Raw genomic sequence first — 25,545 nt, forward strand, 5'->3', positions numbered from 1 at the left:
GCTTTGCGTGTGATTCTTATCGTATGACGCCGATCACAGAGGTGGAGGGGCGACGCCTGAGACTCAGCAATCTGGACAAGGTGCTGTATCCGGCCACCGGCACCACCAAGGGCGAGGTGCTGCACTACTACGCGGCCACGGCAGCCGGGGCGCTGCTGGCGCATCTGCGGGAGCGGCCCGTGTCGTTCCTGCGCTATCCGGACGGCCCGGACGGGCAGCGTTTCTTCACCAAGAACCCGCCCCCCGGTACGCCGTCCTGGGTACGGACCGCCCCGGTGCCGCACCACGACAACGAGGAGGCCAGGCAGATCGTCGTGGGGGATCTCGCCTCGCTGGCATGGGCGGCCAACCTGGTGGTGGAGTTCCACACCCCGCAGTGGCGGGCCGGGACGCCGGGAGTGGCCGACCGGCTGGTTTTCGACCTGGACCCCGGGACGCCCGCGAGCGTCGTGGAGTGCTGCGAGGTCGCCCTCTGGCTGCGGGAGCGGCTGTCCGCGGACGGCCTGGAGGCGTTCGGGAAGACCTCCGGCTCCAAGGGGCTGCATCTGCTCGTCCCGCTGGAGCCGACGGAGTCCGCCCGGGTGTCGGCGTACGCGAAGGGGCTGGCCGTCCAGGCGGAGCTGGAGCTTCCGGATCTGGTCGTGCACCGGATGAAGAAGGCGCTGCGGCCCGGGAAGGTACTGGTCGATTTCAGCCAGAACGCTGCGGCGAAGACGACCGCCACCCCCTACACCCTGCGCGCGCGGGCCGAACCGTCCGTCTCCGCGCCGGTCACCTGGGCGGAGATCGAGGAGTGCCGCAGCCCCGGGGAGCTGGTCTTCCTGGCCGGTGACATGGCGGAGCGGCTGGGGCGGTACGGGGATCTGCTCGGGCCGCTCAACGAGCCGGGCCGGGGGCGTCCGGTTCCGGACACGGCATAGCCCCTCGGTCCTACCGCCCCGGGGCATACCGCACCGCCGCCTTTGTTGTCATGTCCAAAGGTAAAAGGCCGCATGCGGCGGTTGGATTGTCCGAGTGGTGGTGCACACTCTGCGCAGACACTGCTTCGTGGTGACGGCCGCGCCCGCGATCGCGATTGTGGGTGAGGCTGTAAGGCGTGGGGAGGCGATGGCGTGTTCGCGGGGATCGACGAGGTCGACTGGGCCTCGATGGAGCATGCCTACGGGCCTGCCGATGATGTGCCCGGACTGCTCCAGGGCCTGGCGTCCGCCGATCCGGCGGAGCGCGAGGGAGCCCTGGACGGGATGTACGGGGCCGTGCACCATCAGGGTGACGTCTACGCGTGCACCCTCGCCTGCATCCCCTTCCTCTTCGAGCTGGTCGTGGACCCGGCGGTCCCGGACCGCGGAGGCATCGTCGAGCTGCTCACCAGCATCGGCGGCATCGACCTCGACGAGGACGACGAGGACGAGATCGACGAGGACGAGATCGAGGGCGCGGCGAACTACGCGATGGCGGCGGCGGCCGTCACCGCGGGCGCCGGGGTGTTCTTCGCGCTGATGGCCGACGACGACGCGGGGGTACGGGTCTCCGCCCCGCTGGCGCTGGCCACCCTGCACGGCCACCCCGCACGGGTCCTGACACTGCTGCGGGACCGGCTGGCGGTGGAGCCGGACGAGGAGGTGCGGCTCGCGCTGGTCGAGGCGGCGGGGCGGGTCGCGCTGCGTCACCGGCCGCTGACCGGCCAGATCGCGGACTGGCTGAGCCGGCTGGCCGCCGAGGCGTATCCGCCGGGGCTGCGGCTGGCGGCCCTCGCCCAGCTGGCGCGGTGCGCACCACAGGCGCTGCCGGGCGATGTGGTGCGGGTGGTGGCCGGGCTGCTGCGGCAGCTTCGCTCGTCGCCCCCGGCCACGACCCCGGCCGAGCCGGGACCCCGGGCGGCCGAGGCGCACAGCGAGCCGGAGCCGGCCGGGGTCGAGGAGCGGGCCGCGCCGGTGACGCTGGTGGGGCAGTTGCGGGCACTGTCGGCCGAGGAGAGCGCGGGGCGCGCGGCGCCCTGGACGGCCGATCTGCTGCGGACCCTGCATGTCGGTCTTGACGACCGGGTCGCCGAACGGACCGCGCTGCTGACCGACCAGCTGTGCAGCCCCGACCGCTGGCAGCGCATCGACGCGGTCCGGATGAGCAGCGGGCTGATCCGGGCCTGGCGCGGTTCCTACGGGGAGCTGGTGCGGCTGGTCGGCGAGCAGCTCGGCGCGGCCGAGCCGAAGCTGGCCGAGGCGGCTTCGCACGTCCTGGAGGAGCTGTTCGGCCTGGCCGCACCGGCCGCGGACGCGCTGGCGGCCAGGGTGGCGGCGGATCCGGGGGCCTGGGTGAAGGAGTGGGCGAGCGGGCCGCCGGGGCTCGGCAGCGCGGTGAAGGCGCTGTCCCGGCTGGGCGACGCCCGCGCCGTGCCCGCGCTGGCCGCGGCGCTGGAGCGGCCCGAGGTGCCGCACGACGTGGGGTTCGCCATCGGCTATCTGGGGTCGGCGGCCCGGCCGCTGGCCGGTGCGCTGCGGCGCAGGCTCGGCGAGGTGGGGCTCGATGAGGGCGCGTACGACCGGGCGAGCCCGCTGCTGGCCGGGCTGACCGCGCTGCGGGCGGGCGAGGCGGCGCCCGAGGTGCTGCGGGTGCTGCGCGGGGCCCCGGAGTACCGCGGTGAGTGGCTGCGCACGGCGGCGCTGCGGGCGCTCGGCTCGTTCGGGCCCGCGGCGCACTGTGCCGTGCCGGAGCTGCGGGCGCTGATCCGGCGTCCCGGCACCGCGGCGGCCACGGAGGCCGCCGAGGCGCTCTGGGCGGTCGACGGGGACGCCGGCGCCGTGCTGCCGGTGCTGATCGAGGGGCTGCAGGCGGAGCACGCGCACGAGCGGCGGTCGGCGGCGAGCGCGCTGGGCCGGCTGGGTGCGCAGGCCGCGGTGACCGCGCCACGGCTGCGGGCGCTGCTGGGGCACGACGAGCTGTGGCTGCGAGTGGACGCGGCGATCGCCCTGTGGGAGGTTTCCGGGCGGGCCGGGGAGTCCGTACCGGTACTCCTCGCGGCCTGGGAGCAGAACCGCCATGTCAGGGTTCGGGTGGCCGAATGCCTGGCGCGGATGGGGGCCGCTGGTGCAGGGTCGGACGCGGCACATGTGCTGCGCGCCGAGCTCGCCTCCGTACGCCGCCACAACGCGATGGACGGCGGCTACGGCAGCCACGACACATACGAGGACGAGAAGCTGCTGGCGCTCTGCCGCCGGGCGCTCATGGGTGATTCGGGGAAGGGACCCACGACATGATCATTTTCGGTACGCGAGGCTATCTCTACCAACTGGCCGTCATGACGATGGTCTGCGGCTGGTGCGGGAATCCGTCCGCGCACACCCTGCGCAAGCGGGTCACGAAGTTCACGCTGTTCTTCGTGCCGCTGTTCCCCTTCTCGACGAAGTTCGCCACCCAGTGCACCTTCTGCGGTGGTGAGCAGAAGATCCCCAAGGAGCAGGCCGAGCAGCTGCTGGCCCAGCACATCGCTTCACAGGACGGCAACCCGTTCGGGCAGCCGCAGCAGCCGGGCTACGCGCCGGGAGCGCAGGGCCAGGGCCAGGGCCAGGGCCAGGGTCAGGGTCAGAATCCGTATCAGCACTAAATACGCATAAGAGACTTCCTTCCGAATAAGGTCTACGGAGCCGGGATCGTGCGCGAGCACGTACCCACCGGCTCGACGGACCTCGGGAACGGAGAAAGCCATGCGTCGGCAGCACCGGGTGGCGCCCCGCGTGGCGGCACTGCTGGCCGGCACCGCCCTGCTGGCCGGGTGCGGCACCGGCGGCGGGCTGAAGAGTACCGGGCCGGCCCCGGCCGCCATCGGTCCGGCCCGCCTCTGGCCGGAGCTGCCGCCCGCCTCCGCCGCTCCGTACGACTACGGCGAGGGTGAGACCGCACACATCCCCGGCATCACGGTTCCGGGCGGCGATGTGCGCCGGCTGGACCCGGTGGCGGTGGTGCAGGCGGGCCTGAAGGCCCACCCCGACCGCTCCAGTGGTGCGGACGAGCTCCCGGCCGCCGCGGTCCGCCGGATCAACGCCTGCCGGACCGCGCCGGACGACTGCCCGGTGCTCGCGCCGTACTACCGCGATCTGACGGGTGACGGCAGGGACGAGCTGGTCCTCGCCATCAAGCTGGCCGACCGCCAGCTCTCCGTGCGGGTCTACATGCCGGAGCCGAGCGGACTGACCCGGATCATGTCCACCTCGGACGCGGTGATCAGCGTGGAGCTGGCCGGCCGGGACCTGATCATGCGGGCCCCCTCCGCCATCACCGGGTACGAGTACCGCACGGCCTGGTCCTGGGACAGCAGGCAGCGGGCCATGCTGCCCACCCAGGACGGAATCCTGCGCATGACCCCGCAGCCCGAGCCCGGCCGGCGGCAGCCGCCGGGCACGCGCCCCTCCGTGCGGCCCGGCGAACCGCCCTCCGCCGCGCCCACCGCGGCCCCCTCGGCCGCCGTGTCCGCGGAGCGCCGGTGAGCCGGCGGCGGCCGAGAGCGCCGCGTGGTCCGCGCGGGCTGCGGACGCCCGCCTGGACCGCGTCGCTGACCTGGAAGTCCGCGGCCTTCATCACCGCGATGTGCTGCGTGCTCGCCGCCCTGCTGGGCGTGCTGGTGCACACCGCGGTCAACCGTCAGACGGTCGGCCACGCCCGCGAGAAGGCGCTGACCCGGCTGGAGGGCGTCACCGCCGCCTACGAGGCGGGCGAGGCACTTCCGCCGCGTTCCGGTCTCGATCCGCCGGGGCTGCCCGCGTCACTGCGGGCCCTGGCGGTGGACGGGGAGCGCGGCACCATGGTCGCCGACCATCTCGGCCGGCCGACGATGTGGGCCGCCGCCCCGGCCGACGGCCACGCGCTGGCGACCCATATCGACTACAGCCAGAGCGCCCGCACGATCAACGGCCTGGACGGGGCGATCATCGGCTCCTCGCTGCTGGCGATCGGCGCGACGCTGCTGGCCGGCGGCTTCGCCGTCACCCGGGTCACGCGGCGGCTGCACCAGACCGCGCGGGTGGCCCGCCGGATCGAGGCCGGTGATCTCGACGCCCGCGTCAACGACCCCCGTACGGCAGACCCCTCGCGCCGGCCGGACGAGGTGGCGATCGTCGCCGGTGCGCTGGACACGATGGCCTCGACGCTCCAGCGCAAGCTGCTGACCGAGCAGCGCTTCACCGCCGACGTGGCGCACGAGCTGCGCACCCCGCTGACCGGCCTGTCGGCCGCCGCCGAACTGCTGGCGCCGGGCCGCCCCTCGGAGCTGGTGCAGGACCGGGTCCGCACGATGCGCGCCCTCACCGAGGACCTGCTGGAGATCTCCCGGCTCGACACGCGTACCGAGCAGGTCGATCTCGATGTGCACGAACTGGCGCCGCTCGTCGAGCGAGTGGCGTCCACCTCGGGCACCGACACCGAGGTCGAGGTCGTCGGGGACGGGCCGCCGGTACGCGTCGAGACGGACAAGCGGCGCCTGGAGCGGGTGCTCGGCAATCTGATCAGCAACGCGCACCGGCACGGCCGCCCGCCGGTCGTGCTGACGGTCGACGGGCCGGTGGTGACCGTACGCGATCACGGCGACGGCTTCCCGGACTATCTGACCGCGGACGGCCCGCAGCGCTTCCGCACCGAGGGCGGCAGCAGGGGACACGGCCTCGGGCTGACCATCGCCGCCGGGCAGGCGCGGGTGATGGGTGCCCGGCTGGTCTTCGAGAACGCGGCGGACGGCGGGGCGGTGGCCCGGCTGACGCTGCCGGAGTACGTACGCCGCGAGGCACAACCGCCGCCCGGCCCGCGGTCCTGACGTCCGCCGCCGGAATCCCACGAACCTCCGTACTGTGACATAAGGGAAATGAACCCCACCTCTTGCTACGTTGCGTGGCATGACCGCAACGACAGCGGACGCACCCCCGCCCGAACTGCGCCTGCCCAAGCGGCGCGGCGTGGAACTCTCGCTCCTCATCGGGGCCGTCCTCATCTCCGTGTACGGCTACGCCGCCGTCGGTCTGGCCAGGAACAACGCGGTCCCGCCCGATGTCGCCGGGTACGGCGGCGGGCTCGGGCTGCTCGCCCTGCTCGCCCATCTCGCCGTCCGCTTCCGCGCCCCGTACGCCGATCCGCTGCTGCTGCCCATCGCCCTCCTGCTCAACGGCCTCGGCCTGGTGCTGATCTACCGGCTCGACCTGGAGACCCCGAAGGACCAGGCGGCCCCCACCCAGCTGGTCTGGTCCACGCTCGGCGTGGCGTTCTTCATCGCGGTGGTGGTGTTCCTGCGCGACCACCGGGTGCTCCAGCGGTACGCGTACCTCTCGGTCGCCACCGCCCTCGTCCTGATGATCGTGCCGATCTTCTTCCCCGCCGTGAACGGCGCCAAGATCTGGATCAGGGTCGGCGGATTCTCCTTCCAGCCGGGCGAGTTCGCCAAGATCCTGCTCGCCGTCTTCTTCGCCGCCTACCTCGCGGCGAACCGCAACGCCCTCGCCTACACCGGCCGCAAGATCTGGAAGCTGCAGCTCCCCACCGGCCGGGTGCTCGGCCCGATCGTGGCGATCTGGCTGTTGAGCGTCGGGGTGCTGATCCTGGAGCGGGACCTGGGCACCTCGCTGCTCTTCTTCGGCCTGTTCGTGATCATGCTGTACGTGGCGACCGGCCGCATCGGCTGGATCGCCGTCGGGCTGCTGCTCGCCGCCGTCGGCGCGTTCGTCGTCGGTTCGTTCGAACCGCACGTGCACAGCCGGGTGCAGGACTGGATCGACCCGTTCGCCTCCATCGACGCCGGTCAGGGGCCCGGCCAGCTCGCCCAGTCGCTGTTCGCCTTCGCGGCCGGCGGGATGCTGGGCACCGGGCTCGGGCTCGGACACTCCATCCTCATCGGCTTCGCCGCCAAGTCCGACTTCATCCTGGCGACGGCGGGCGAGGAGCTCGGCCTGACCGGGCTGACGGCGATCTTCATGCTCTACGCGCTGCTGGTGGCGCGCGGCTACCGGGCCGGACTCGCCCTGCGCGACTCGTTCGGGCGGCTGCTCTCGATCGGTCTCGCCTCGATCCTGGCGCTCCAGGTGTTCGTGATCGCGGGCGGGGTGATGGGGCTGATCCCGCTGACGGGCATGGCGATGCCGTTCCTCGCCCAGGGCGGTTCGTCCGTGGTCACCAACTGGATCATCGTGGCGCTGCTGATCCGGGTCAGCGACCTGGCCCGCAGACCCCACGCCGACCAGGTGGAGACCGGAGTCATCGCGCCCATCCTGGAGGACGAACTGTGATCCCGTACGCGCCGACCGTGGCGGGGGCCCGGACATGATCCGCTACATCCGGCGCGCCGCCGCCTTCTGCCTCCTGCTGCTCGTGGCGCTGCTGCTGAACGCCGCCCGCGTCCAGGTCTTCGAGGCCTCCTCGCTCGACGACAACCCCGCCAACCGGCGGATCACGATCGACCGTTACGACCAGCCGCGCGGCAACATCCTGGTCGACGGCAGATCCGTCACCGGCTCGAAGGACACCGGCGAGCAGCTCGCGTACGAGCGCACCTACCGCTACGGCCCGCTGTACGCCCCGGTGACCGGATACGCCTCGCAGACGTACGGCACCACCCTGATCGAGAACGCCGAGGACCCGGTCCTCTCCGGCACCGACTCGATGCTCGCCCCGTTCCCCCTCTGGAACGAGATCACCCGCAGCCGGCAGCCCGGCGGCGACGTCGTCACCACGGTCAGGGACTCCATGCAGCGTGCCGCGTACGAGGGGCTCGGCGGCCGACGGGGCGCCGTCGCGGCCATCGAGCCGACGACCGGCAGGATCCTGGCGCTGGTCTCGACCCCCTCGTACGATCCGGGGCTGCTCTCCGGTACCGGTTCGTCCGTCACCGACGCCTGGCGGCAGCTCAACTCGGGCCGGACTCAGCCGATGCTCAACCGGGCCATCCGGCAGACCTATCCGCCCGGCTCCACGTTCAAGATCGTCACAGCGGCGGCCGCCCTGGACGCCGAGGTCGTCACCGACCCGGACGCCTCGACCGACACCCCCTCCCCCTACGTACTGCCGGGCACCTCGACCACGCTCCCCGACGAGGCGAGCGGCTGCGACGAGGCGTCCCTGGCCGAGGCGATCCGGGTCTCCTGCAACACCGTGATGGCCCATCTGGGGGTGCAGGTCGGGCTGAAGGGCATGGTGCACGCGGTCGGCAGGTTCGGCTTCAACGACACGGGGCTGAAGATCCCGTCCGGGGTGGCGAAGAGCAACTTCGACACCCGCATGAGCGACGACCAGCTGGCCCTCTCCTCGATCGGCCAGTTCGACACCACGGCGACCCCGCTGCAGATGGCGATGGTGGCCTCGGCCGTGGCGAACGGCGGCGAGCTCATGTACCCGCATCTGGTGGACCGTACGACCACGCACGGCGGCTCCACCGTCCACACGACGGGGTCGCGCTCCTATCACCGGGCGATGACCCCGCAGACGGCGACGCGGCTGCGCCAGATGATGATCGACGTGGTGCAGGACGGCACCGGCACCAACGCGGCCATCGACGGGGTGACGGTCGGCGGCAAGACCGGCACGGCCCAGCACGGCATCGACAACTCCGGTACTCCTTATGCCTGGTTCATCTCCTGGGCGCAGGCGCAGGACGCGGCCCGGCCGGCCGTCGCGGTCGCCGTGGTCGTCGAGGACGCCGCCGCCGACCGGGCCGACATCAGCGGCGGCGGCAGTGCCGCGCCGATCGCCCGTTCCGTCATGGAGGCGGCGCTGGGAGACTGAGCGGATGACGGCTCCCAGGGATGTGCGCGGGGCGCTGGCCGCGATCGGGCGGACGGACCCGCGGCTCTGCGCCTTCATCGATGTCTGGCACGAGGAGGCGCCTGCCCGGCTGCCCGGCGCGGCCCGGCTCCCGCTGGCCGGGCTCCCGTTCGCGGTGAAGGGCCCCACCGGCATCCGCTCGTACGCCGCGCGGCGGCTGATCGCGGCGGGCGGTGTCCCGGTCGGCTCGACCTCCGTGCCGGGCCCCGGCACCTACTGGCAGACCTGGGGGCTGGGCGCCCACGGACGCACGGTCAACCCCTGGCGGTCCGACCGGACGCCTGGCGGTTCCTCCGCGGGCTCCGCGGCGGCGGTCGCCGCGGAGCTGGTGGAGCTGGCGACCGGGAGCGACGGGGCCGGATCGGTACGCATCCCGGCGGCCTGGTGCGGGGTGTTCGGGCTCAAGACGACCAACGGGCTGCTGCCCTCCCCCGACCGCTCGGGGCTCGCCTCCGCCGGGGTGCTGGCCCGGTCCGCCGCGCACGCGCACCTGTATCTGCGCTGCGTCCTGGACGCGTACGAACCCGCCGTGACTCAACTGCCCCTGCGCGCCGTCTACAGCCCGGACCTCGGGTACGCGGACGTCGACCCGGAGGTCGAGGCGGTGGTGCGGGGCGCGGTGCGGCGGCTGGCGGCGGCCGGGGTGATCCGGCTCGCGGACACCGGCTGCGAACTGCTCGACCCGGCGGCGGTCTGGCAGGCGGTGCGCGGCGGTCGGGCGGCGCCGCCCGACAAGGAGCTCCGGCGGGAGAACGACCGCAGACTGGACGCCTTCTTCGCGGACACGCCCCTGCTCCTCACCCCGGTCACCCCCAACCGCCCGCACGGCCACGAGGGACCGGGCGAGCTCTTCTCCACCGCGCTGACCTGGGCGTTCAACCTGAGCGGGCATCCCGCGGCGAGTGTGCCCGCCGGATTCACCCCGGACGGCTGCCCGGTCGGGCTCCAACTGGTGGCGCAGCGCGGCGCCGATGTCTCGCTGCTCGGAATGGCCGGTGCGGTGGAGAGGGCGCTGACTACTGTGCGGCCATGACGGAGGGGAGCCTGCTGCACCTGCGTGAACACGGGCCCGCACAGCGGGCGTTCACCCTGCGCACGAGCTTCCCGGCGCCCGGCGCGGCGAGCTGATCAGCCGGCCTGGGCGGCGCCGACCGGCTTGCGCGACTCGGCCCGGACCCGGGCGGTGTCCAGCGCCGCCTTTTCCAGGTCGACCTTCTCGGGGGCCTGGAGCGCGGTCTCGGGCGTGACGACGGCGACGAAGGACGCGGTGTTGTCGTCGCCCCAGGCGCACATGGGGATGGTGCTGGTGATCGCGCCGTCCTTGGCCCGTACGACCTGGCAGGAGATGGTGACCGCGTACCCGTCGGGGGTGAAGTCCCGGGCGGGTACGGCGATGGTCATGCCCTTCGTCCGGGTGGCCCCCTCCAGGATCTTGTCCCGGGTGAACTCCGGTCCCTTGATCCGTCCCCACAGGCCGGAGATGACCAGGGTGCCGCCCGCGGAGGAGTTGTACTGGGTGACGACGGCCTTCGCATCGCGGATGCTCGGGTCGTAGGTCTCCTCGATCTCCCTCCCCTCGGTCGACGAGGTGTCCTTGAACAGCGTGTACTCGTCGTCCAGCAGCTTCTTCGGCACGGTCAGCCGGTACTCGGCCGCCGGAAACTCACCGCTGACCGCGGACGCCCCGGCGTCGGCCAGCCGGGAGACCCCGAACGCGACGCCGCCGGCCACCACCAGCGCGCCGACGGCTATCCCGACGATCAGCCCGGTCCTGCTCTTGCGGGGCGGCGGCGGTCCCTGCGGATGGCCGAAGGGCTGCGGCCCGGGTGTGGGCGGCTGGGCATACGGGTTCTGCTGCCCGTACGGGGCCTGCTGGGCATACGGGTTCGGCTGGCCGTACGGGTTCTGCTGGGGCGGAGGCGGGGGTCCGTACGGGCCCTGCGGCGCTCCGTACGGACCCTGCGGCGGCTGCGGCGGCGGCGTGGTCATGGCGCCCAAGTTACGTCATGTGCACGAACACGATTTCGAACCGCCGGGGCGGCCGGTTCAGTTCAGCGGCTCGCGGCGCCGGAGCCACTCGGCGGGCACGCCGTCGACCCCGACCGCGGCGCCCGCGCCAGCCCTTCGAGGCTGCGGCGGGCGGCGGCGAGATCTGGTTCGACGGTGGTTGAGGCCATGGCACCACCCTCCCGCCGGCGGTCCGGTCCGTACAGCCGATTTCAGCCGGAACGTGACCGTGGCCGGCGGGCCGGACGCGGAGGCGCGGCGCCGGCGTGCGAACTCATCGACCGACGTCCGTGGCTGGTGCCGGCGCAGCCGCGGCCCGGTCGATATCGGCCGCCGGATAGGGCGTCCGCTTGCTCTCGGTCAGCAGGCGACGGTGGAAGCCGTCCAGGACGACGGCGGGCGCCGCGTGCCGGTCGATGACCGCGGCGGCCCCGGGCGGGACGTCCCCGGGCCGGTCGCCCGCGACCCAGCCGCGCAGGAAGTCGGTGTCGCACACACCGTCGAACAGGTGGTGGCGGACCAGGTGCCCGGCGACGTAGTGGCGGTCGTACCCGAGGTGCCCGGCCAGGAACTCGGACTCCTGTGTGGAGAGTTCGAACCCGGAGCTCAGGGCGAGGCCGAAGTCCGCGAAGCGGATCGAGCGGCCGTCGGTCAGGATGTTGCCGAAGTGGGCGTCGAAGTGCACGAACCCGCGGGAGCTCATGAAGTCCGCCCCGCGGGCCAGGGCCTCGTCCAGCCACACGTACGGCGGCTCCTCCCCGCCCTCCCGGGCCGCCGCACGGCGGTCGCTCAGCCAGGCCGCGAGGGTCTGCGGCACATGTTCCAGGAAGAGCACCAGGCTCGCCGAGGACCGGCCGACGGCCTCCAGCCGGGCGCGTACGGCCGAGGAGCCCTCCCAGTGGGCGACCGCCCCGTCGATGCCCCCGAGCTCGTCGGCGAATCCCTGTGGAGCGGAGTCCGGCAGGACCCGCCAGTGGTACATCAGCGGGAAGTCCCCGTACACGTCACCGAGGACCCAGCCGGTGGTGATCGTGTGCGCGGCCAGCTCACGCCAGGCCCCGAACCCGGCCGAGCCCACCCCGTACTGGTAGAACGTCGGCAGCCCGAAGAGGTTGGCGGTCGACCGCACGTTCTCCGGACGCAGTTCGAGGTCCGTCAGCGGCACCCGCTTGACGAAGACCCGTGTCCCGCACACGTCCAGCTCCGCCGATCTGCCGCCCATGCCGGACCCGAGCGGCGTGGCCGCGCGGACCACTTCGCCGAGCCGGCGGTCGCTCAGCAGCGACAGGTGCGTGGACACCGACCCGTAGGCGGCCAGGCGGGCGGGATGCCGCCGGTCCGGGTGGTCCGGGGCCGGCCCGGCGGCAACCGGACCGGCGGCGTCATCTGTCTCGCACATGCGGACGACCCTACTCAGCGCTCCCCGCACCCGCCGCCCCCGCTCAGGAAGCCGGCCGGTCCGCCCCGCCGTCGGCGATCGACTGCGCGACCTCCGCCACCCGCTCCTGCTCCTCGGCCTCGAAGCGGTCCCGGTCCAGCTGTTCCGCTATCTCCTCGTCCTGCGCCATGAGCAGGTCCAGGCTGGAGTCGCCGAGTTCGAGCACGCCCATGTCGACGTACGCCTTCTGCAGCCGCTCGCCCCACAGGCCGATGTCCTTGACGCACGGGACGATGCGGCTGAACAGCAGCTTGCGGAAGAGCTGGAGGAACTCGGAGTGCTCGGAGAGCTCCTTGGCCTCCTGCTTGGCGATGCCGAAGTTCTCCAGCACCTCGACGCCGCTGAGCCGGTCGCGCATCAGGTAGCAGCCCTCGATGACGAACTCCTCTCGCTCGCGCAGTTCCACGTCGCTCAGCTGCTTGTAGTAGTCGCGCAGCGCCATCCGGCCGAAGGCCACATGGCGGGCCTCGTCCTGCATGATGTAGGCGAGGATCTGCTTGGGCAGCGGCTTGGTCGTGGTGTCGCGGATCATGCCGAAGGCGGCCAGGGCCAGCCCCTCGATGAGGACCTGCATGCCGAGGTAGGGCATGTCCCAGCGGGAGTCGCGCAGGGTGTCACCGAGCAGGCCCTGGAGGCTGTCGTTGACCGGGTACAGCATCCCGATCTTCTCGTGCAGGAACCGGCCGTAGATCTCCGCGTGCCGGGCCTCGTCCATGGTCTGGGTCGCGGAGTAGAACTTGGCGTCCAGATCGGGGACGGACTCCACGATCCGGGCCGCGCAGATCATCGCGCCCTGCTCACCGTGGAGGAACTGGCTGAACTGCCAGGAGGTGTAGTGCTTGCGCAGCTCGCCCCGGTCCTTGCCGGTCATCTTCGCCCAGTGCGGGGTGCCGTACAGGGTGAGGGCCTCGTCAGGGGTGCCGAGCGGGTCGGTGGGGTCGACCTCCAGGCTCCAGTCGATGCGCTTGTTGCCGTCCCACTGCTTGTCCTTGCCCTTCTGGTACAGGGCGAGGAGGCGCTCGCGGCCGTCGTCGTAGTCCCAGCTGAAGCGGGCGGCGCCCGAGGCGGGCACCGTCCACAACGGCTGTCCGGGGGCGGTGGTGTAGAGGTCGTGGGTCGACATGGACGGCTCCTTCGCCTCGCATGCTCCGACAAATCACCTGTCGATTCGTTCAGTTGGCAGGTTCACACGTTGGTAGACGCCGGGTCAACAAGTCGTGTGCAAGGGATTGACGCGCTTGCTGACAGACGGTCTCATAAGAGGTGACCGCCGGTAACCCATGTGTGAGGTGCCTCCAGCCATGACGCCAGTGACCGAACGCGATGTGCAGCTCCTCCGCGATGCACTCGGCCCGCTCCGGGACCGTGAGCAGATCGCCGAACGGCTGCTGGAGGCCTCCGCCAAGCACTCCTTCGACCCCGACAAGGAGCTCGACTGGGACGCGGCGGCCGAGGACGGCAAGTGGTTCTGGCCGCCCGAGCTGATCTCCCTCTACGACACCCCGCTGTGGCGGAGGATGTCGCAGGAGCAGCGACAGGACCTGGCCCGGCACGAGGCGGCCTCGCTGGCCTCGCTCGGCATCTGGTTCGAGATCATCCTCATGCAGCTGCTGGTCCGGCACATCTACGACAAGCCGGTGACCAGCAACCACGTCCGCTACGCACTCACCGAGATAGCCGACGAGTGCCGGCACTCGATGATGTTCGGCCGGATGATCACCTGGGGCGGGGCGCCCTGCTACCCGGTCCCGCGCCGCTACCACAACCTCGCCCGGGTACTGAAGACCGTCTCCACCACGCCCGGTTCGTTCGCGGCCACCCTGCTCGGCGAGGAGATCCTCGACTGGATGCAGCGGCTGACCTTCCCCGACGAGCGCGTCCAGACCCTGGTGCGCGGCGTGACCCGCATCCATGTGGTCGAGGAGGCCCGGCACGTCCGGTACGCCCGCGAGGAGCTGCGCCGCCAGATGGTGACCGCGCCCCGCTGGGAGCGCGAGCTCACCCGGATCAGCTGCGGCGAGGCGGCCCGCGTCTTCTCGGTCTGCTTCGTCAATCCGCAGGTGTACGCGGCGGTCGGCCTGGACCCCCAGGAGGCCGTGGCCCAGGTACGGGCGAGCGGGCACCGGGCGGAGGTCATGCAGTCGGGGGCCAAGCGGCTGACCGACTTCTTCGACGACATCGGGGTCCTCAACGGGGTGGGACGCAGGCTGTGGAAGAGCTCGGGCCTGCTCGCCTGACGGCCGCGGACACGGCATCAGCCCTTAGGCTGGCCGGTATGACCCCTGCCGCAGCCGCGCCGTCGAACCGTGCGTACCGAAGGCTCAGTGTCGAGGAGCGGCGCGCCCAGCTCCTCGGTGCGGCACTCACCCTCTTCGCGCACCGGGCCCCCGACGAGGTCTCGCTCGACGAGGTCGCGACGGTGGCCGGGGTCTCCCGGCCGCTGGTCTACCGCTACTTCCCCGGCGGGCGGCAGCAGTTGTACGAGGCGGCGCTCAGGTCCGCCGCCGAGGAACTGATCCTGTGCTTCGCCGAACCGGCCGTGGGCCCGCCCACGGAGCGGGTGACCCGGGTCCTGGACCGCTACCTCGCCTTCGTCGACCAGCACGACGCCGGCTTCAGCGCACTGCTGCGCGGCGGCAGTGTCGCCGAGACGTCGCGTACGAGCACGATCGTCGACGAGGTGCGGCGGGCGGCGGCCGACCAGATACTCCTGCACCTGGGCCGGGGCGCGGGCAGCGATCCCGGACCGCGGCTGCGGATGATGGTGCGCACCTGGATAGCGGCCGTCGAGGCGGCCTCACTGATCTGGCTGGACGAGGAGAAGCAGCCTGCCGCGTCCGAGCTGCGCGACTGGCTCGTCGACCAGTTCATCGGACTCCTCGCCGTCACCGCGGCCACGGACCCGGGCACCGCGGCCGCCGTGGCCGAGCTGCTGCCCCTGGAGACCGCGGTGGGCCCGGCCGGCCGGCTGGCGGACCGACTGACCCCGGTGGTCGGCGCGGCGGCGCATCTGCTGCCCCCGGGCTGATCGGTCAGACTGGGGCGGTGAGAAGCGAGAACACCCCCTTCACCGGCGGACCGCTGGACGGACGGGTCCTGCCCGTACTCGTCGGCCCGACCGGCCACCCGCCCAAGTGGTACGAGGTCCCGGTCCCGGACGCCGACGGCGGGCCGGCCACCGTGCACGCCTACCGCCGGGTCCCGGCCGGGCATTCCAAGCGGCTGGGCATCCAGCTCGGCTGGGTGTACGAGTACGCCCCCGGCGGCCGTGAGCGCCACAGCCCCAAGTGGCCCTGGTCGAAGCCGGGATGACGCGTCCGGGGTGAACCGGGTCGGGGCCCGCCGTTCGGTCCCCGACCATGGGCCGTCGGGAGTCCGCTCCCTGTCGCGGGCGAGGTCGTAAGATCGACGATCTGGTCCGAGGACGGTCACATAGGGGGTGCGCCATGGAGGCGCTGCGTCAGGACGATCCACCGCACTTCGGCCCGTACACGACGCTGGCACGGCTGCGTGAGACGGCTGCGGCGGTGCAGTACCTCGCGCGCGGCGCGGCCCCGCAGGACCTCGCCGTGATCACCGCGGCGCGGCCCCCGCTGGCCGCGCTGCCCGCCTTCCGGCGGCGCTTCCAGGCGGAGGCGCGGACCGCGGACCGGCTGGCCGGCGGCTGGGTGGCGGCGCAGCTCGCCACCCGCACGGACGGGTCCGAGGACGACGACCTGCTGTGGACGGCCTCGGAGTACGTACCGGCGCTGACCCTCGCCGAGGCGATCGAGGCCGCCGGGCCGCTCCCCGAGCGTACGTTGCGGATACTGGGCGCGGGCGTCGCCGAAACCCTCTCCCGGGTGCACGCCACCGGGGCCGTGCTCCAGGGTCTCGCCCCCAGGACGGTGCTGCTGGCCGAGGACGGTCCGCGGCTCACCGCCTTCGGCCCCCTGGGTGCGGCGGCCGACGCCGAGGCGCGGCCGGGCGGGCAGCTCTCCGTCCGGCTCGGCTATCTGACCCCGGAGCAGGTCGAGGGCAGGGAGGCCGGTCCGGCCTCCGACCTCTTCGTGCTGGGCCTGCTGCTCGCGTACGCGGCGACCGGCAGCACCCCGCTGGCGGACGGCCCGGCGGCGCAGGCCGCCGAACGGATCGCCCACACCGACCCCGAACTGGCGGCCGTGCCGGACGCGTTGCGCGATCTGGTCGCCCGCTGCCTGGCGAAGGACCCGGCCGACCGGCCGACGGCGGGCGCGGTGGCCGCGGAACTGGCCCTGGAGGGCGCGGCCGGGCTCGCCAGGGGCGGCCCCTGGCTGCCGGCTCCACTGTCGGCGGCCATGGCCGAACAGGCCGTACGCGCCCGGGCCCTGGAAGCCGCACCGCCCGCCGTCGAGGACTCCGCGGCCACGGCGGACCCGGCGGGCGCCCCCGCCGCCTCCGGCGTCCCGGACGTGCGGGACGCCGTGCCGCTCCCCGCAGGCAGCGGGTCCGAGGCACCGGTGCCCGGCCGGGACACCCGGACCGCCCAGTTCGGGATCATCGACCGCGGCGCCGCACGGCCCGATCTGGCGACGGCCCAGCTCTCGATGCCGCGTGAGCTGCCCGGTCCCCCGGCCGCCCTCCCCGCCGGACAGCCGGCCCCTCAGTTCCTGCCCGTGCCCGCCCCCGCGGCGCCCCGTCCCGCGGCCCCTCTCCCGCTCGCTCTCCCGGCCGCTCCCGCGCGCGCCGCGGTCGGCCGCCGGACCCTGCTGACCGGGGCCGCGGCCGGGGCCGCCGGGCTCCTCGTCGGCGGCGGCGCGGTGCTCGCGCTCGGGTCCGGCGACGACGCGAAGTCCACGGACGACGCCAAGCCGACCCCGAGCACCAGCCGGGCCGTCATCGCCGGGCTGCCTCCGCAACCGCGCTGGATCCACACCCACCCGGCGTCCGAACCGGCCCCCCTCACCGCCGCCCTCTGGAACGACCGGCTGCTGGTACTGACCGACGAGACCCACGCGTCCGCCGTCGACCTGAGCACCGGTCGCCGGGTCTGGGAGAGCTCGGACGCCGCCAAGGGCCAGGCCGCCCTGCCGGCCGGCAAGGAGTTCTGCTTCATCGCGGGTCCGGCCGAGTTCCTGTGGCTGTCGGCGAAGGACGGCCGGGTGGCCCACCGGGTGGCGTACGCCGACGGATTCGACGGCGCTCCGCATCTGACGGCGCCTCAGCTCGTCGGCGCGTCCGGGTCGACCGTCTGGTTCACCGGCTCCATCAAGGCCACCGTGAAGGCCCCCAAGCCGAAGAAGGGCAAGAAGCGCGGGAAGGACAAGCAGGTCGTCAAGTCGTTCCTGTTCGGCTACGACATCGAGCAGCGCAAGGAGCTGTGGCGGACGTCCGTGCCCACCGGGCGCGGCCCGGCCGCGCCGGTGTACCGGCTGACCGCGGTGCGGCCGGACGACATCGTCGTACGGCAGAACCAGCTGTCGCTCACCCCGGCGGACGTGAAGGCGGCCAAGGGCAAGGGCATGTTCCGCAGCTTCGACCGGAAGACCGGAAAGCCGAAGTGGACCGAGGCGTTCGGCACCGTCACGCCCGGCGGGGCGGCCGTGGGTGACGCGGACGGCCTGCTGTTCGCGGCGGTCGGTGACGATCTCCGGGCCTTCGGGACGTCCGACGGGAAGCCGAAGTGGACACTCAACGGCTCCCGCGGCTCCCACTTCGGGAACTCGGTCGAGGCCGGCCCGCTGCTGCACACCACCAACAGCAACCAGGAGGTGGGGGCGGTCGACCGGGAGACCGGGCGGCTGCGCTGGCTGCGGTCGACGGAGGGGCCGCGCACCGACGTGACTCCCGCGATCACCGTCAGCGGCACCGGCGCGACACTGCTCGCGGCGAGTTCGGCTCAGGTCACCGCGTTCGCGGCGGCCGACGGGCGGCGGCTGTGGAAGTTCCAGGACATCGGGGAGCAGGACCCGAAGGGCGCGACGGTCACCGCCAAGTACCAGGTGCTGGCCTTCGGGAAGAGCGCAGTCGTCCAGCGCGACCGGGTGTTCTACGCGTTCCCGGTCGACTGACCGCCGGGCCAAAGGACGGCCGGTCCGCCGCCTTCCGGGGGATCAGGACGCCGCCACGCCCCTCGGTTCTTGAATCACCTGACGGTAGGTGAGCGTATGAAGGAATTCCGCTCACTTATGGGGTAGTGCGACGGTTCACCCCGCTATCGGAGGTGATGTCGTGCCGGGCAGCTTCTTGCGCTCCATCTGTACGGCGGCGCTGGCAGCCGTCGTGGTGACCTCACCGGCCGCCGCCGCTGCCGCCCCCTCCCCCGCCCCCGCGGACCCCGGCACCGGCGCCGGCACCGCGGGCGCCGCCGCCCCGGCAGTGGCGGGCACCGGCGCCGCCGTGCTGCTGAGCGAGCTCAAGAAGCTGTACCAGCAGACCGAGGAGGCCACCGAGACCTACAACGGGACGGCGGCCGAGCTGAAGAAGCGGACCGCGGAGGCGAAGAAGCTGGACTCCGCCCTCGTCACCGCCCGGCTCTCGCTGTCCCGCGGCCGCGACGCCACCGGGCGGCTGGCCCGCGAGCAGTACCAGGGGCGTTCCGACCTCTCCTCGTACCTGCGACTGCTGCTGTCCCGCGACCCCCAGCAGGCCCTGGACCAGGGGCAGGTCATCCAGCGGCTGGCCGCCGGGCGGGTGGCGGCCGTGGAGCGGCTCACCGGCGCCGAGGAGCGAGCCGACGAGCTGGCGAAGCGGTCCCGCAAGGTGCTCGAACGTCAACAGGTGCTGGCCGCACGGCAGAAGAAGCAACGCGACGCCGTGCGCAAGCGCCTGGGCAAGGTCGAGGCCATGCTCGCCAGACTCTCCGCCGACCAGCTGGCCGAGTTGGCCGGCCTCGAACAGAAGAGCACGGCCAAGGCCCAGAACGCGCTGGTCGCCTCGGGCGCCCTGTCCTCGACCCGGCCGCCGTCCGAGGAGGGCGGCGAGGCGGTGCGGTACGCGATCAGGCAGATCGGCAAGCCGTACGTGTGGGGCGCCGAGGGGCCCGGCTCGTTCGACTGCTCCGGACTCACCTCGCAGGCCTGGGCGAACGCAGGCCGCACCATTCCGCGCACCTCGCAGGAGCAGTGGCGGCAGCTCCGGAAGGTGCCGGTGAACGCGCTGCGCCCGGGAGACCTGGTGATCTACTTCCCGAAGGCCACGCACGTGGCGCTGTACATCGGCAACGGCCTGGTGGTGCAGGCGCCCCGGCCGGGCTCCCAGGTGAAGGTCTCGCCACTGGCGTCGAATCCGCTGCTGGGCGCTGTCCGGCCGGACCCGGAGAGCACCCCGCTGCGTACGTACAAGCCGCCGGAGCTCCCCCAGGGGGCGTCCGGGGGCTCCGACGAGGGGTACAGCGTCTCCTCGGCCCCCACCGGGTAACGGCTGCCGTACCCGAACCGGCCGGGCCGGGAACGTCGGCGGTGGCGACGGGTCCCGGTCCGGCCGGTTCGTTCAGGGGGTACGGAGCGCTCAGGCGGCCGGACCCGCGACCGAGGCGAGGTACGCGTTCGTCTTCTCCGGCTCGAAGAAGAAGTTGTCGAAGTCCGCCGGGTCGTTGAACCCGTTGGCGAAGCGGTCGGCGACCGGCTGGAGCTGGCCGGCGGCGCCGATCAGGTTCAGCACGTGCTCCGGCGGAGCGCCGAGCATCGCGTTCGTCCACTTCGTGACGTGCTGGGCGGTGTCCCAGTAGCGGTCGAAGGTGGACTGCATCCACGCCGCGTCGAACTCGCCGTCGCCGTGCTCGATGATCGAGTCCAGGTAGGCGTTCGCGCACTTGGAGGCCGAGTTGGAACCCTGTCCGGTGATCGGGTCGTTGGCGACGACCACGTCGGCGACCCCGAGCACCAGACCGCCGCCGGGCAGCCGGCCGATCGGCTTGCGGACGGTCGGGGCGTAACGGCCCGCCAGGGTGCCGTTGGCGTCGGTCAGTTCGACCTTCGTGGCGCGTGCGTACTCCCACGGGGTGAACCGCTCCATGAGCTCCAGCGTCTTGGCGAGGTGCTCCGAGGGGTCCTTGATGCCCTGGAAGACGTCGAGCGGTCCGCCCGGGACGCCCTCCCAGAACAGGATGTCGGCGCGGCCGGACGTGGTCAGGGTCGGCATCACGAACAGCTCGCCGACGCCGGGCACCAGGTTGCAGCGGACCGCGTCGAACTCGGGGTGCTCGGGGCGCGGGCCCATGCCGTGGACGTACGCGACGGCCAGGGCGCGCTGCGGGGCGTCGAACGGCGAACGGGAGGCGTCCCGGCCGAACATGGAGACCAGCTCGCCCTTGCCCGCGGAGACCATCACCAGGTCGTAGGTGCGGGAGAAGTAGTCCAGGTCCGAGACGGCCGCGCCGTGGATGACGAGCTGTCCGCCGCGCTGGGCGAAGGTGTCCATCCAGCCGGCCATCTTCACGCGCTGGTCCACGGACTGGGCGAAGCCGTCCAGCTTGCCGACCCAGTCGACGGCGCGCGAGGAGTCGGGCGCGGCGACCGAGACGCCGAGGCCCTGGATGCGCGGGGCCTGGGACTCCCAGAAGTTGAGCTGGTAGTCCCGCTCGTGCTGGAGCGCGGTGTGGAACATGCACTGGGTCGACATGACCCGGCCCGAACGGATCTCGTCGGCGGTGCGGTTGGACATGAGGGTGACTTCGTACCCTCTGGACTGCAGTCCCAGGGCGAGCTGGAGCCCGGACTGACCGGCTCCGACTATGAGTATCTTCCGCATCGCGGTTCTCCGTTGTGTGTGGCGTTCGAGCTATTCCGGGGTGGCGTCGAGGGCGTGGCCCACCAGGGCCAGCAGTGCCTCGACGACGGTGATCCTGTTACGCGCGTCCATGATCACAACAGGGACGTGCGGAGGTACGGTCAGGGCCTCCCTGACGTCCTCGACCTCGAACCCGGGCGTTCCCTCGAAGTGGTTGACGGCCACGACGTACGGCAGTCCGCAGCTCTCGAAGTAGTCGAGGGCCGGGAAGCAGTCGGCGAGCCTGCGGGTGTCGGCCAGCACGACCGCGCCGATCGCGCCGCGCACCAGGTCGTCCCACATGAACCAGAAGCGCTGCTGACCCGGTGTACCGAAGACGTACAGCACGAGGTCGTCGTCGAGCGTGAGACGGCCGAAGTCCATGGCGACGGTCGTGGTGACCTTGTCCGGCGTCGCGCTGAGGTCGTCGGTCTCCTCGCTGGCCTGGGTCATCATCGCTTCGGTCTTCAGCGGGGTGATCTCGGAGACCGAGCCCACGAAGGTCGTCTTGCCCACGCCGAAGCCGCCCGCGACCACTATCTTCGTGGCGATCGGGGCCCTGGTGTGGTCCAGCTGCCAGGCCTGCAGCGCTTCGTCGGCCTGGTCCTTCGGCCCCGGCTGGCGCGGGGCGAACAGCGGCGACTCAGAGACGACGGAGTCCATTGAGCACCCTTTCGAGCAGTGCGCGGTCGGGCTGGCCGGTGCCGTGCCCGGTCCCGTACACGCGGATCTTTCCCTGGTCGGCCAAGTCGCTGAGCAGCACCCGGACCACGCCGAGCGGCATCTTCAGCAGTGCGGAGATCTCCGCGACGGTACGCATCCGGCGGCAGATCTCGACGATGGCCTGGAGCTCCGGCATGACGCGCGAAGCCAGGTTTCCGTTGGTCAGTTCACGACGCTCGTCGGGTGCTTCGAGTGCGGCCACGAACGTCTCGACGAGCAGGACGTGGCCGAACCGGGTGCGACCACCGGTGAGCGAGTACGGGCGGACCCGTGCGGGCCGTTTCTCGGCCCCCCGGACGGGGAGCCTGCGGACGGGTTCGGCGGCGGCGGGGGTCACTGGGCGCTCTCCATCGATTTGCGCAGCTCACTGCGGAGTTCGGGGGTGAGTACGTGGCCGGCACGGCCGACGAAGAGCGCCATGTGATAGGCGATGACGCTCATGTCACAGTCGGGGGTGGCGTGCACACCGAGCAGTGAGCCGTCGCTGATCGACATGACGAAGACGCTGCCTTCCTCCATGGCGACCATGGTCTGCTTGACGCCGCCGCCCTCCATCAGCTTCGCGGCGCCGACGGTGAGGCTGCCGATACCGGAGACGATGGTCGCGAGGTCGGCGCTGGAGCCACGGGGGCCGTCCTGCCGGCCTGCCACCTCGGCGTTCTGGTGGCCGGGGTCGGAGGAGAGCAGCATCAGGCCGTCGGACGAGACGACGGTGACCGAGTGGACCCCTGGCACCTCCTCGACCAGATTGCTCAGCAACCACTGAAGGTTACGGGCCTCGGTGCTCAGCCCGAATGTGCTGGGCGCAGTCAACTGCGTGCCTCCTCGACTGTGTCCCCCGTCTCATCGGTTCGACCGTCGGTACGGTCGGCCGCCTCAGTGTGGCCTGTACGTGCGGTGCGGCCGGCCGGAAGGGCCGTCTCCGGCGTGGCGGACGACTCGGCGATCTCGGCCTCGACGTCCCTGCGGCCGTCCTTCGCGCCCTGGTGGAAGCCGCCCAGCCGACGGCGCAGGGCGTCCTTGTCCACACTGCCCTTGCGGTCGGCCGCGGGGGCTGCGGTGGGCGTGACGACCTTGGGGGTGCGCTTGGGCAGTCCCTTGTCGGTGACCTTCTCGGGCTCCGGTTGGCGCGGGCCGGGCACGGCGTCGGCCACGGACGGAGTGACGGGTGCGGGGGCCGGAGTGGGCGCCGGGGCCGGGGTGGGCGCGGGGGCGGCCGCGGGCTGCGGGCCCTCGTCGGCGGCGCGCTCGTGGCGGTCGGGGCCGATGGCGTACGGGCCGGACGCGCGTGTGGGCTCGGGGCCGTCCCCGAAGGCCGGGGCGTGGGTGAACTCGGGTACCTCGTCGAACTCGGGCACCCGGGGGAGCCGGACCTGCATCGTGGTCTCGGCCTCGGTCTCCGCGGGCCGCTCGGGGCGCGTCGGCCTCGCGGTGTCCGAGGTCTGCTCGGGCTCGGGCGCGGCCTCCGGCGCGGGCCCGGACGGGGACGCGGCGGGCGGTGCGTGATCGGGGAGGGCGTGGGCACGGTCCTCGGTGGAGGGCAGGTCGACGCTTCCGGCCGCGGACTGGGACCCGGACTCGGACTCGGCGATCGTCTGCTCGGCCGCCGCGATCAGCGGGTCGCCGGACAGCGCCGGCGTGCGGCTCGGCAGTGCGTTGGAGTTGGCCTCGGCGACCGAGCCCGGCAGATTGAGGGCGGGCGCGTCGCCGGGCGCGGTGACCGGCGGCGGGGTGGCGGCCGGCGGCGCCTTCGGCAGCAGCGCCTCGGGCAGTACGACGACCGCGGCGATCCCGCTGCCCTTCTGCTCGCGCAGCTGGACCCGTACGGCGTGGCGCGCGGCCAGCAGGGAGGTCACCTGGAGGCCGAGACCGGCTCCGTCCGCGTTCTGTTCGCCCGCCTCGAAGAGCGACGGGTCGCCCAGGCGGGTGTTGAGCTCGCCCATCCGCACGGTCGACATGCCGATGCCCTCGTCCTGCACGGAGAGCATCACCTCACCGGTCTCCAGCAGCCAGCCGGAGAGCTGGACATGGGAGTCGGGCGGCGAGAAGGAGGTGGCGTTCTCCAGGAGTTCGGCGACGAGGTGGCTGAGGTCGTCGGCGGCGAATCCGGCGATCTGGGCGTGCGGCGGCAGGGACTGGATGGTGACCCGCTCGTACCGCTCAATCTCGCTGACCGCCGCGCGCAGGACGTCGACCAGCGGAATCGGACCCTGGTGCCCGTGCCCGTGCTCGGCGCCCGCGAGGACCAGCATGTTCTCGCTGTGGCGGCGCATGACCGTGGCCATGTGGTCGAGCTTGAAGAGGGTGGCGAGCCGTTCCGGGTCCTGCTCGCGCTCCTCCAGCGACTCGATGACCCCGAGCTGACGCTCGACGAGGCCGAGGTTGCGCAGCGAGAGGTTGACGAAGGTGTGGTGGACGGTGTTCTTCAGCTTCTCCAGCTGGGCCGTCAGATCGGCCATCTGGACCTGGAGTTCGGCGCGCTGGATGGTGAGTGCCTCGCGGCCGGCGATCAGCTCGGTGCGCTCGCTCTCCAGGCTCTCGAACCGTCCGTTGAACTCGTGGAGCAGTCCGTGCAGCCTGCCGTGCAGGGCGTTGATGGACCGTACGACCTGGGCGAACTCGTCGTTGCGGCCGGTGTAGCGGACCGGCTCGGCGCTCTCGGGTTCCGCCGCGAGACGGGAGGCGCCGATCCGCAGCACGGCGAGCGGCTGGGTGAGGGTGCGGGCCACGGCGGTGGAGACGCCGACGGCGATCAGCAGACAGCCGCCGAGCAGCGCGATCCGCAGCTCCAGTGCGGTGACGTCGTCGTCGCGCAGCTGCTCCAGCCGCTGGACCTGGGCGGTGCCGAGCGCGGACTCGACGCTCCGCATCCGGTCGATCCGGGCGGAGAGCGCCGCCGCGGTCTTCTTGCTGCTGACCTTCTGCTCGGAGTCGGAGAGCTCGGGGCGGTCGGTGAGCTCGGCGAGGTACTTCTCCGCGTTGTTCACCTCGGGGCCGGTGACGGTGGAAGCCAGCTTGTCGCGGGCGGCGGCCCCGGCCGCCTGGTCGAAGTCGGCGAGCGAGGAGAGTTCGCCGACCCGGGCCCGCTGAGCGGCGGCGCTCAGCTCGTCACGGGTGCGGTCGTCCTTCGAGTCGCCCTCGTCCTGGGTCTGGACGGGCAGCCCGGTGAACGGGTCGGTCTGCGTCACCGGCTCCTTGCGGGGCACGGCGAGCGCGGCGAGCAGCAGCCCCCGGGTGGCCGAGGCGTGCTCGGTGGCCTGGCCGAGCGCGAGCGGGGCGCGGCCCGATTCGGCGGCGCGCGGCGGGGTCTTCTCCGCGAGGTCGTCGGCGAGGCCGTGGAGCTTGGCGATGACCTCGGAGTACGACTGGTGGGCCTCCAGCGCCGAACCCTTGCCGCTGACGGCGTCGCGCCGCAGCGAGGGGACGGTGGAGAGGTCGCGGCGCAGGACGGCCGGGGCGGCGTCCCGGATCTCGTCCACCTGCTGGTCGACGCGGGCACTGCGGCTCCCGGTGGCTCCCGTCCCGCCGGGCTTGCCCTTCCGGCCGGCCGCGATGTACGCGGTGACCTCGTCGCGCTCGTCCGCGAGGGAGTGCGCCAGCGCGATGGCCTGCTGGTTCAGTTCCGCGAGAGTGACCAGCCGCTGTGACTCGTTCAGATCGGACGAGGCACTGAGGGCTGCCGGGGCCCCCGCGGCTATGACGGTGATCCCGACGACCGCGACTCCCGCGACCAGCCGACGGCGTACGCGCACGGTGCGCCCGCCTTCAGCCGGCGCCGAAGGCGCCACCTCGGAACCGCTGTTCTTGCCGCCCTTGCTCCGAGGCCGCTTCTTCTGCACCGGTGCTCGCAATCTTGACTC

General features: G+C 72.5%; 22 protein-coding genes. 14 read left to right on the top strand and 8 right to left on the bottom strand.

The annotated features are described in order from the left end of the window. Positions 1-23: 23 nt before the first annotated feature. The 9 genes from ligD to OG322_RS10470 all read left to right on the top strand — a co-directional run bounded on the left by ligD (position 24) and on the right by OG322_RS10470 (position 9,918). Positions 24-920: a non-homologous end-joining DNA ligase gene (gene ligD, locus OG322_RS10430; RefSeq protein ID WP_123461650.1), complete on the top strand. Its 897-nt coding sequence runs from the start codon at positions 24-26 to the stop codon at positions 918-920. Positions 921-1,112: 192 nt separating this feature from the next. Then, the gene (locus OG322_RS10435; RefSeq protein WP_123461649.1) at positions 1,113-3,254 is read left to right on the top strand and encodes a HEAT repeat domain-containing protein; all 2,142 of its coding nucleotides are present in this window, start codon (positions 1,113-1,115) and stop codon (positions 3,252-3,254) included. Further along, positions 3,251-3,601, top strand: a complete 351-nt coding sequence (locus OG322_RS10440) for a zinc-ribbon domain-containing protein (RefSeq protein WP_329306331.1) — start codon at positions 3,251-3,253, stop codon at positions 3,599-3,601. Before OG322_RS10435 ends, OG322_RS10440 begins: the two co-directional genes overlap by 4 nt. A gap of 100 nt (positions 3,602-3,701) precedes the next feature. Beyond that, the gene (locus OG322_RS10445; RefSeq protein WP_329306332.1) at positions 3,702-4,481 is read left to right on the top strand and encodes a hypothetical protein; all 780 of its coding nucleotides are present in this window, start codon (positions 3,702-3,704) and stop codon (positions 4,479-4,481) included. Next, on the top strand, positions 4,478-5,800 hold the full coding sequence (locus OG322_RS10450; RefSeq protein ID WP_329306333.1) for a HAMP domain-containing sensor histidine kinase: 1,323 nt from the start codon (positions 4,478-4,480) through the stop codon (positions 5,798-5,800). Before OG322_RS10445 ends, OG322_RS10450 begins: the two co-directional genes overlap by 4 nt. 79 nt (positions 5,801-5,879) lie before the next feature. Continuing rightward, positions 5,880-7,259 (top strand): FtsW/RodA/SpoVE family cell cycle protein, encoded by a 1,380-nt coding sequence (locus OG322_RS10455; protein ID WP_123461646.1) that lies wholly within the window; start codon positions 5,880-5,882, stop codon positions 7,257-7,259. A 34-nt stretch (positions 7,260-7,293) separates the two neighbouring features. Continuing rightward, positions 7,294-8,751 (top strand): peptidoglycan D,D-transpeptidase FtsI family protein, encoded by a 1,458-nt coding sequence (locus OG322_RS10460; protein ID WP_329306334.1) that lies wholly within the window; start codon positions 7,294-7,296, stop codon positions 8,749-8,751. Between the two features lie 4 nt (positions 8,752-8,755). Continuing rightward, positions 8,756-9,823 (top strand): amidase family protein, encoded by a 1,068-nt coding sequence (locus OG322_RS10465; RefSeq protein WP_266410950.1) that lies wholly within the window; start codon positions 8,756-8,758, stop codon positions 9,821-9,823. Next, positions 9,820-9,918: a DUF3291 domain-containing protein gene (locus tag OG322_RS10470; RefSeq protein ID WP_241200138.1), complete on the top strand. Its 99-nt coding sequence runs from the start codon at positions 9,820-9,822 to the stop codon at positions 9,916-9,918. Before OG322_RS10465 ends, OG322_RS10470 begins: the two co-directional genes overlap by 4 nt. Here OG322_RS10470 and OG322_RS10475 read toward each other — a convergent pair whose 3' ends face one another. From OG322_RS10475 to OG322_RS10485, 3 genes are all read right to left on the bottom strand, one after another. Further along, entirely contained in the window at positions 9,919-10,779 is an 861-nt protein-coding gene (locus tag OG322_RS10475; RefSeq protein WP_123461643.1) for a hypothetical protein, read from the bottom strand. It abuts the gene before it with no gap. Positions 10,780-11,071: 292 nt separating this feature from the next. Next, the gene (locus tag OG322_RS10480; RefSeq protein WP_329306335.1) at positions 11,072-12,196 is read right to left on the bottom strand and encodes a protein kinase family protein; all 1,125 of its coding nucleotides are present in this window, start codon (positions 12,194-12,196) and stop codon (positions 11,072-11,074) included. 43 nt (positions 12,197-12,239) lie between these two features. Beyond that, entirely contained in the window at positions 12,240-13,358 is a 1,119-nt protein-coding gene (locus OG322_RS10485; protein WP_329306336.1) for a ferritin-like domain-containing protein, read from the bottom strand. A 178-nt stretch (positions 13,359-13,536) separates the two neighbouring features. Between OG322_RS10485 and OG322_RS10490 the strand changes: the two genes are divergently transcribed. From OG322_RS10490 to OG322_RS10510, 5 genes are all read left to right on the top strand, one after another. Further along, entirely contained in the window at positions 13,537-14,472 is a 936-nt protein-coding gene (locus tag OG322_RS10490; RefSeq protein ID WP_329306337.1) for an AurF N-oxygenase family protein, read from the top strand. Between the two features lie 38 nt (positions 14,473-14,510). Continuing rightward, positions 14,511-15,263, top strand: a complete 753-nt coding sequence (locus OG322_RS10495) for a TetR/AcrR family transcriptional regulator (protein ID WP_123461640.1) — start codon at positions 14,511-14,513, stop codon at positions 15,261-15,263. A gap of 17 nt (positions 15,264-15,280) precedes the next feature. Next, a complete protein-coding gene (locus OG322_RS10500; RefSeq protein ID WP_123461639.1) occupies positions 15,281-15,547 on the top strand; it encodes a hypothetical protein in 267 nt (88 codons plus the stop codon). A gap of 134 nt (positions 15,548-15,681) precedes the next feature. Continuing rightward, positions 15,682-18,264 (top strand): outer membrane protein assembly factor BamB family protein, encoded by a 2,583-nt coding sequence (locus OG322_RS10505; protein WP_329306338.1) that lies wholly within the window; start codon positions 15,682-15,684, stop codon positions 18,262-18,264. Positions 18,265-18,424: 160 nt separating this feature from the next. Further along, on the top strand, positions 18,425-19,612 hold the full coding sequence (locus tag OG322_RS10510; RefSeq protein WP_123461637.1) for a C40 family peptidase: 1,188 nt from the start codon (positions 18,425-18,427) through the stop codon (positions 19,610-19,612). Positions 19,613-19,702: 90 nt separating this feature from the next. Here the strand turns inward: OG322_RS10510 and OG322_RS10515 are convergent, their stop codons facing one another. Genes OG322_RS10515 through OG322_RS10535 form a run of 5 tightly spaced genes read right to left on the bottom strand, consistent with a single transcriptional unit; the run spans position 19,703 to position 25,524 of the window. Continuing rightward, positions 19,703-20,944, bottom strand: a complete 1,242-nt coding sequence (locus tag OG322_RS10515) for a styrene monooxygenase/indole monooxygenase family protein (protein ID WP_123461636.1) — start codon at positions 20,942-20,944, stop codon at positions 19,703-19,705. A 30-nt stretch (positions 20,945-20,974) separates the two neighbouring features. Then, positions 20,975-21,625: a GTP-binding protein gene (locus tag OG322_RS10520; protein ID WP_123461635.1), complete on the bottom strand. Its 651-nt coding sequence runs from the start codon at positions 21,623-21,625 to the stop codon at positions 20,975-20,977. Beyond that, entirely contained in the window at positions 21,606-22,022 is a 417-nt protein-coding gene (locus tag OG322_RS10525) for a DUF742 domain-containing protein (RefSeq protein WP_123461634.1), read from the bottom strand. Before OG322_RS10525 ends, OG322_RS10520 begins: the two co-directional genes overlap by 20 nt. Next, positions 22,019-22,498 carry a roadblock/LC7 domain-containing protein gene (locus OG322_RS10530; RefSeq protein ID WP_123461633.1) on the bottom strand — a complete coding sequence of 160 codons (480 nt, stop codon included), beginning with the start codon at positions 22,496-22,498 and terminating at the stop codon, positions 22,019-22,021. The genes OG322_RS10525 and OG322_RS10530 overlap by 4 nt, the downstream gene beginning before the upstream one ends. Further along, on the bottom strand, positions 22,495-25,524 hold the full coding sequence (locus OG322_RS10535; protein WP_329306339.1) for a sensor histidine kinase: 3,030 nt from the start codon (positions 25,522-25,524) through the stop codon (positions 22,495-22,497). Before OG322_RS10535 ends, OG322_RS10530 begins: the two co-directional genes overlap by 4 nt. Positions 25,525-25,545: the final 21 nt, after the last annotated feature.

Source organism: Streptomyces sp. NBC_01260 (genome assembly GCF_036226405.1).
Lineage (GTDB): Bacteria > Actinomycetota > Actinomycetes > Streptomycetales > Streptomycetaceae > Streptomyces > Streptomyces laculatispora.

What these genes read in the sequence shown, in the direction of transcription:
- ligD (WP_123461650.1), top strand. Translation starts at nt 24, where the DNA reads ATGACGCCGATCACAGAGGTGGAGGGGCGACGCCTGAGACTCAGCAAT.
- OG322_RS10440 (WP_329306331.1), top strand. Translation starts at nt 3,251, where the DNA reads ATGATCATTTTCGGTACGCGAGGCTATCTCTACCAACTGGCCGTCATG.
- OG322_RS10445 (WP_329306332.1), top strand. Translation starts at nt 3,702, where the DNA reads ATGCGTCGGCAGCACCGGGTGGCGCCCCGCGTGGCGGCACTGCTGGCC.
- OG322_RS10455 (WP_123461646.1), top strand. Translation starts at nt 5,880, where the DNA reads ATGACCGCAACGACAGCGGACGCACCCCCGCCCGAACTGCGCCTGCCC.
- OG322_RS10460 (WP_329306334.1), top strand. Translation starts at nt 7,294, where the DNA reads ATGATCCGCTACATCCGGCGCGCCGCCGCCTTCTGCCTCCTGCTGCTC.
- OG322_RS10465 (WP_266410950.1), top strand. Translation starts at nt 8,756, where the DNA reads ATGACGGCTCCCAGGGATGTGCGCGGGGCGCTGGCCGCGATCGGGCGG.
- OG322_RS10470 (WP_241200138.1), top strand. Translation starts at nt 9,820, where the DNA reads ATGACGGAGGGGAGCCTGCTGCACCTGCGTGAACACGGGCCCGCACAG.
- OG322_RS10475 (WP_123461643.1), bottom strand. Translation starts at nt 10,779, where the DNA reads ATGACCACGCCGCCGCCGCAGCCGCCGCAGGGTCCGTACGGAGCGCCG.
- OG322_RS10480 (WP_329306335.1), bottom strand. Translation starts at nt 12,196, where the DNA reads ATGTGCGAGACAGATGACGCCGCCGGTCCGGTTGCCGCCGGGCCGGCC.
- OG322_RS10485 (WP_329306336.1), bottom strand. Translation starts at nt 13,358, where the DNA reads ATGTCGACCCACGACCTCTACACCACCGCCCCCGGACAGCCGTTGTGG.
- OG322_RS10490 (WP_329306337.1), top strand. Translation starts at nt 13,537, where the DNA reads ATGACGCCAGTGACCGAACGCGATGTGCAGCTCCTCCGCGATGCACTC.
- OG322_RS10495 (WP_123461640.1), top strand. Translation starts at nt 14,511, where the DNA reads ATGACCCCTGCCGCAGCCGCGCCGTCGAACCGTGCGTACCGAAGGCTC.
- OG322_RS10505 (WP_329306338.1), top strand. Translation starts at nt 15,682, where the DNA reads ATGGAGGCGCTGCGTCAGGACGATCCACCGCACTTCGGCCCGTACACG.
- OG322_RS10515 (WP_123461636.1), bottom strand. Translation starts at nt 20,944, where the DNA reads ATGCGGAAGATACTCATAGTCGGAGCCGGTCAGTCCGGGCTCCAGCTC.
- OG322_RS10520 (WP_123461635.1), bottom strand. Translation starts at nt 21,625, where the DNA reads ATGGACTCCGTCGTCTCTGAGTCGCCGCTGTTCGCCCCGCGCCAGCCG.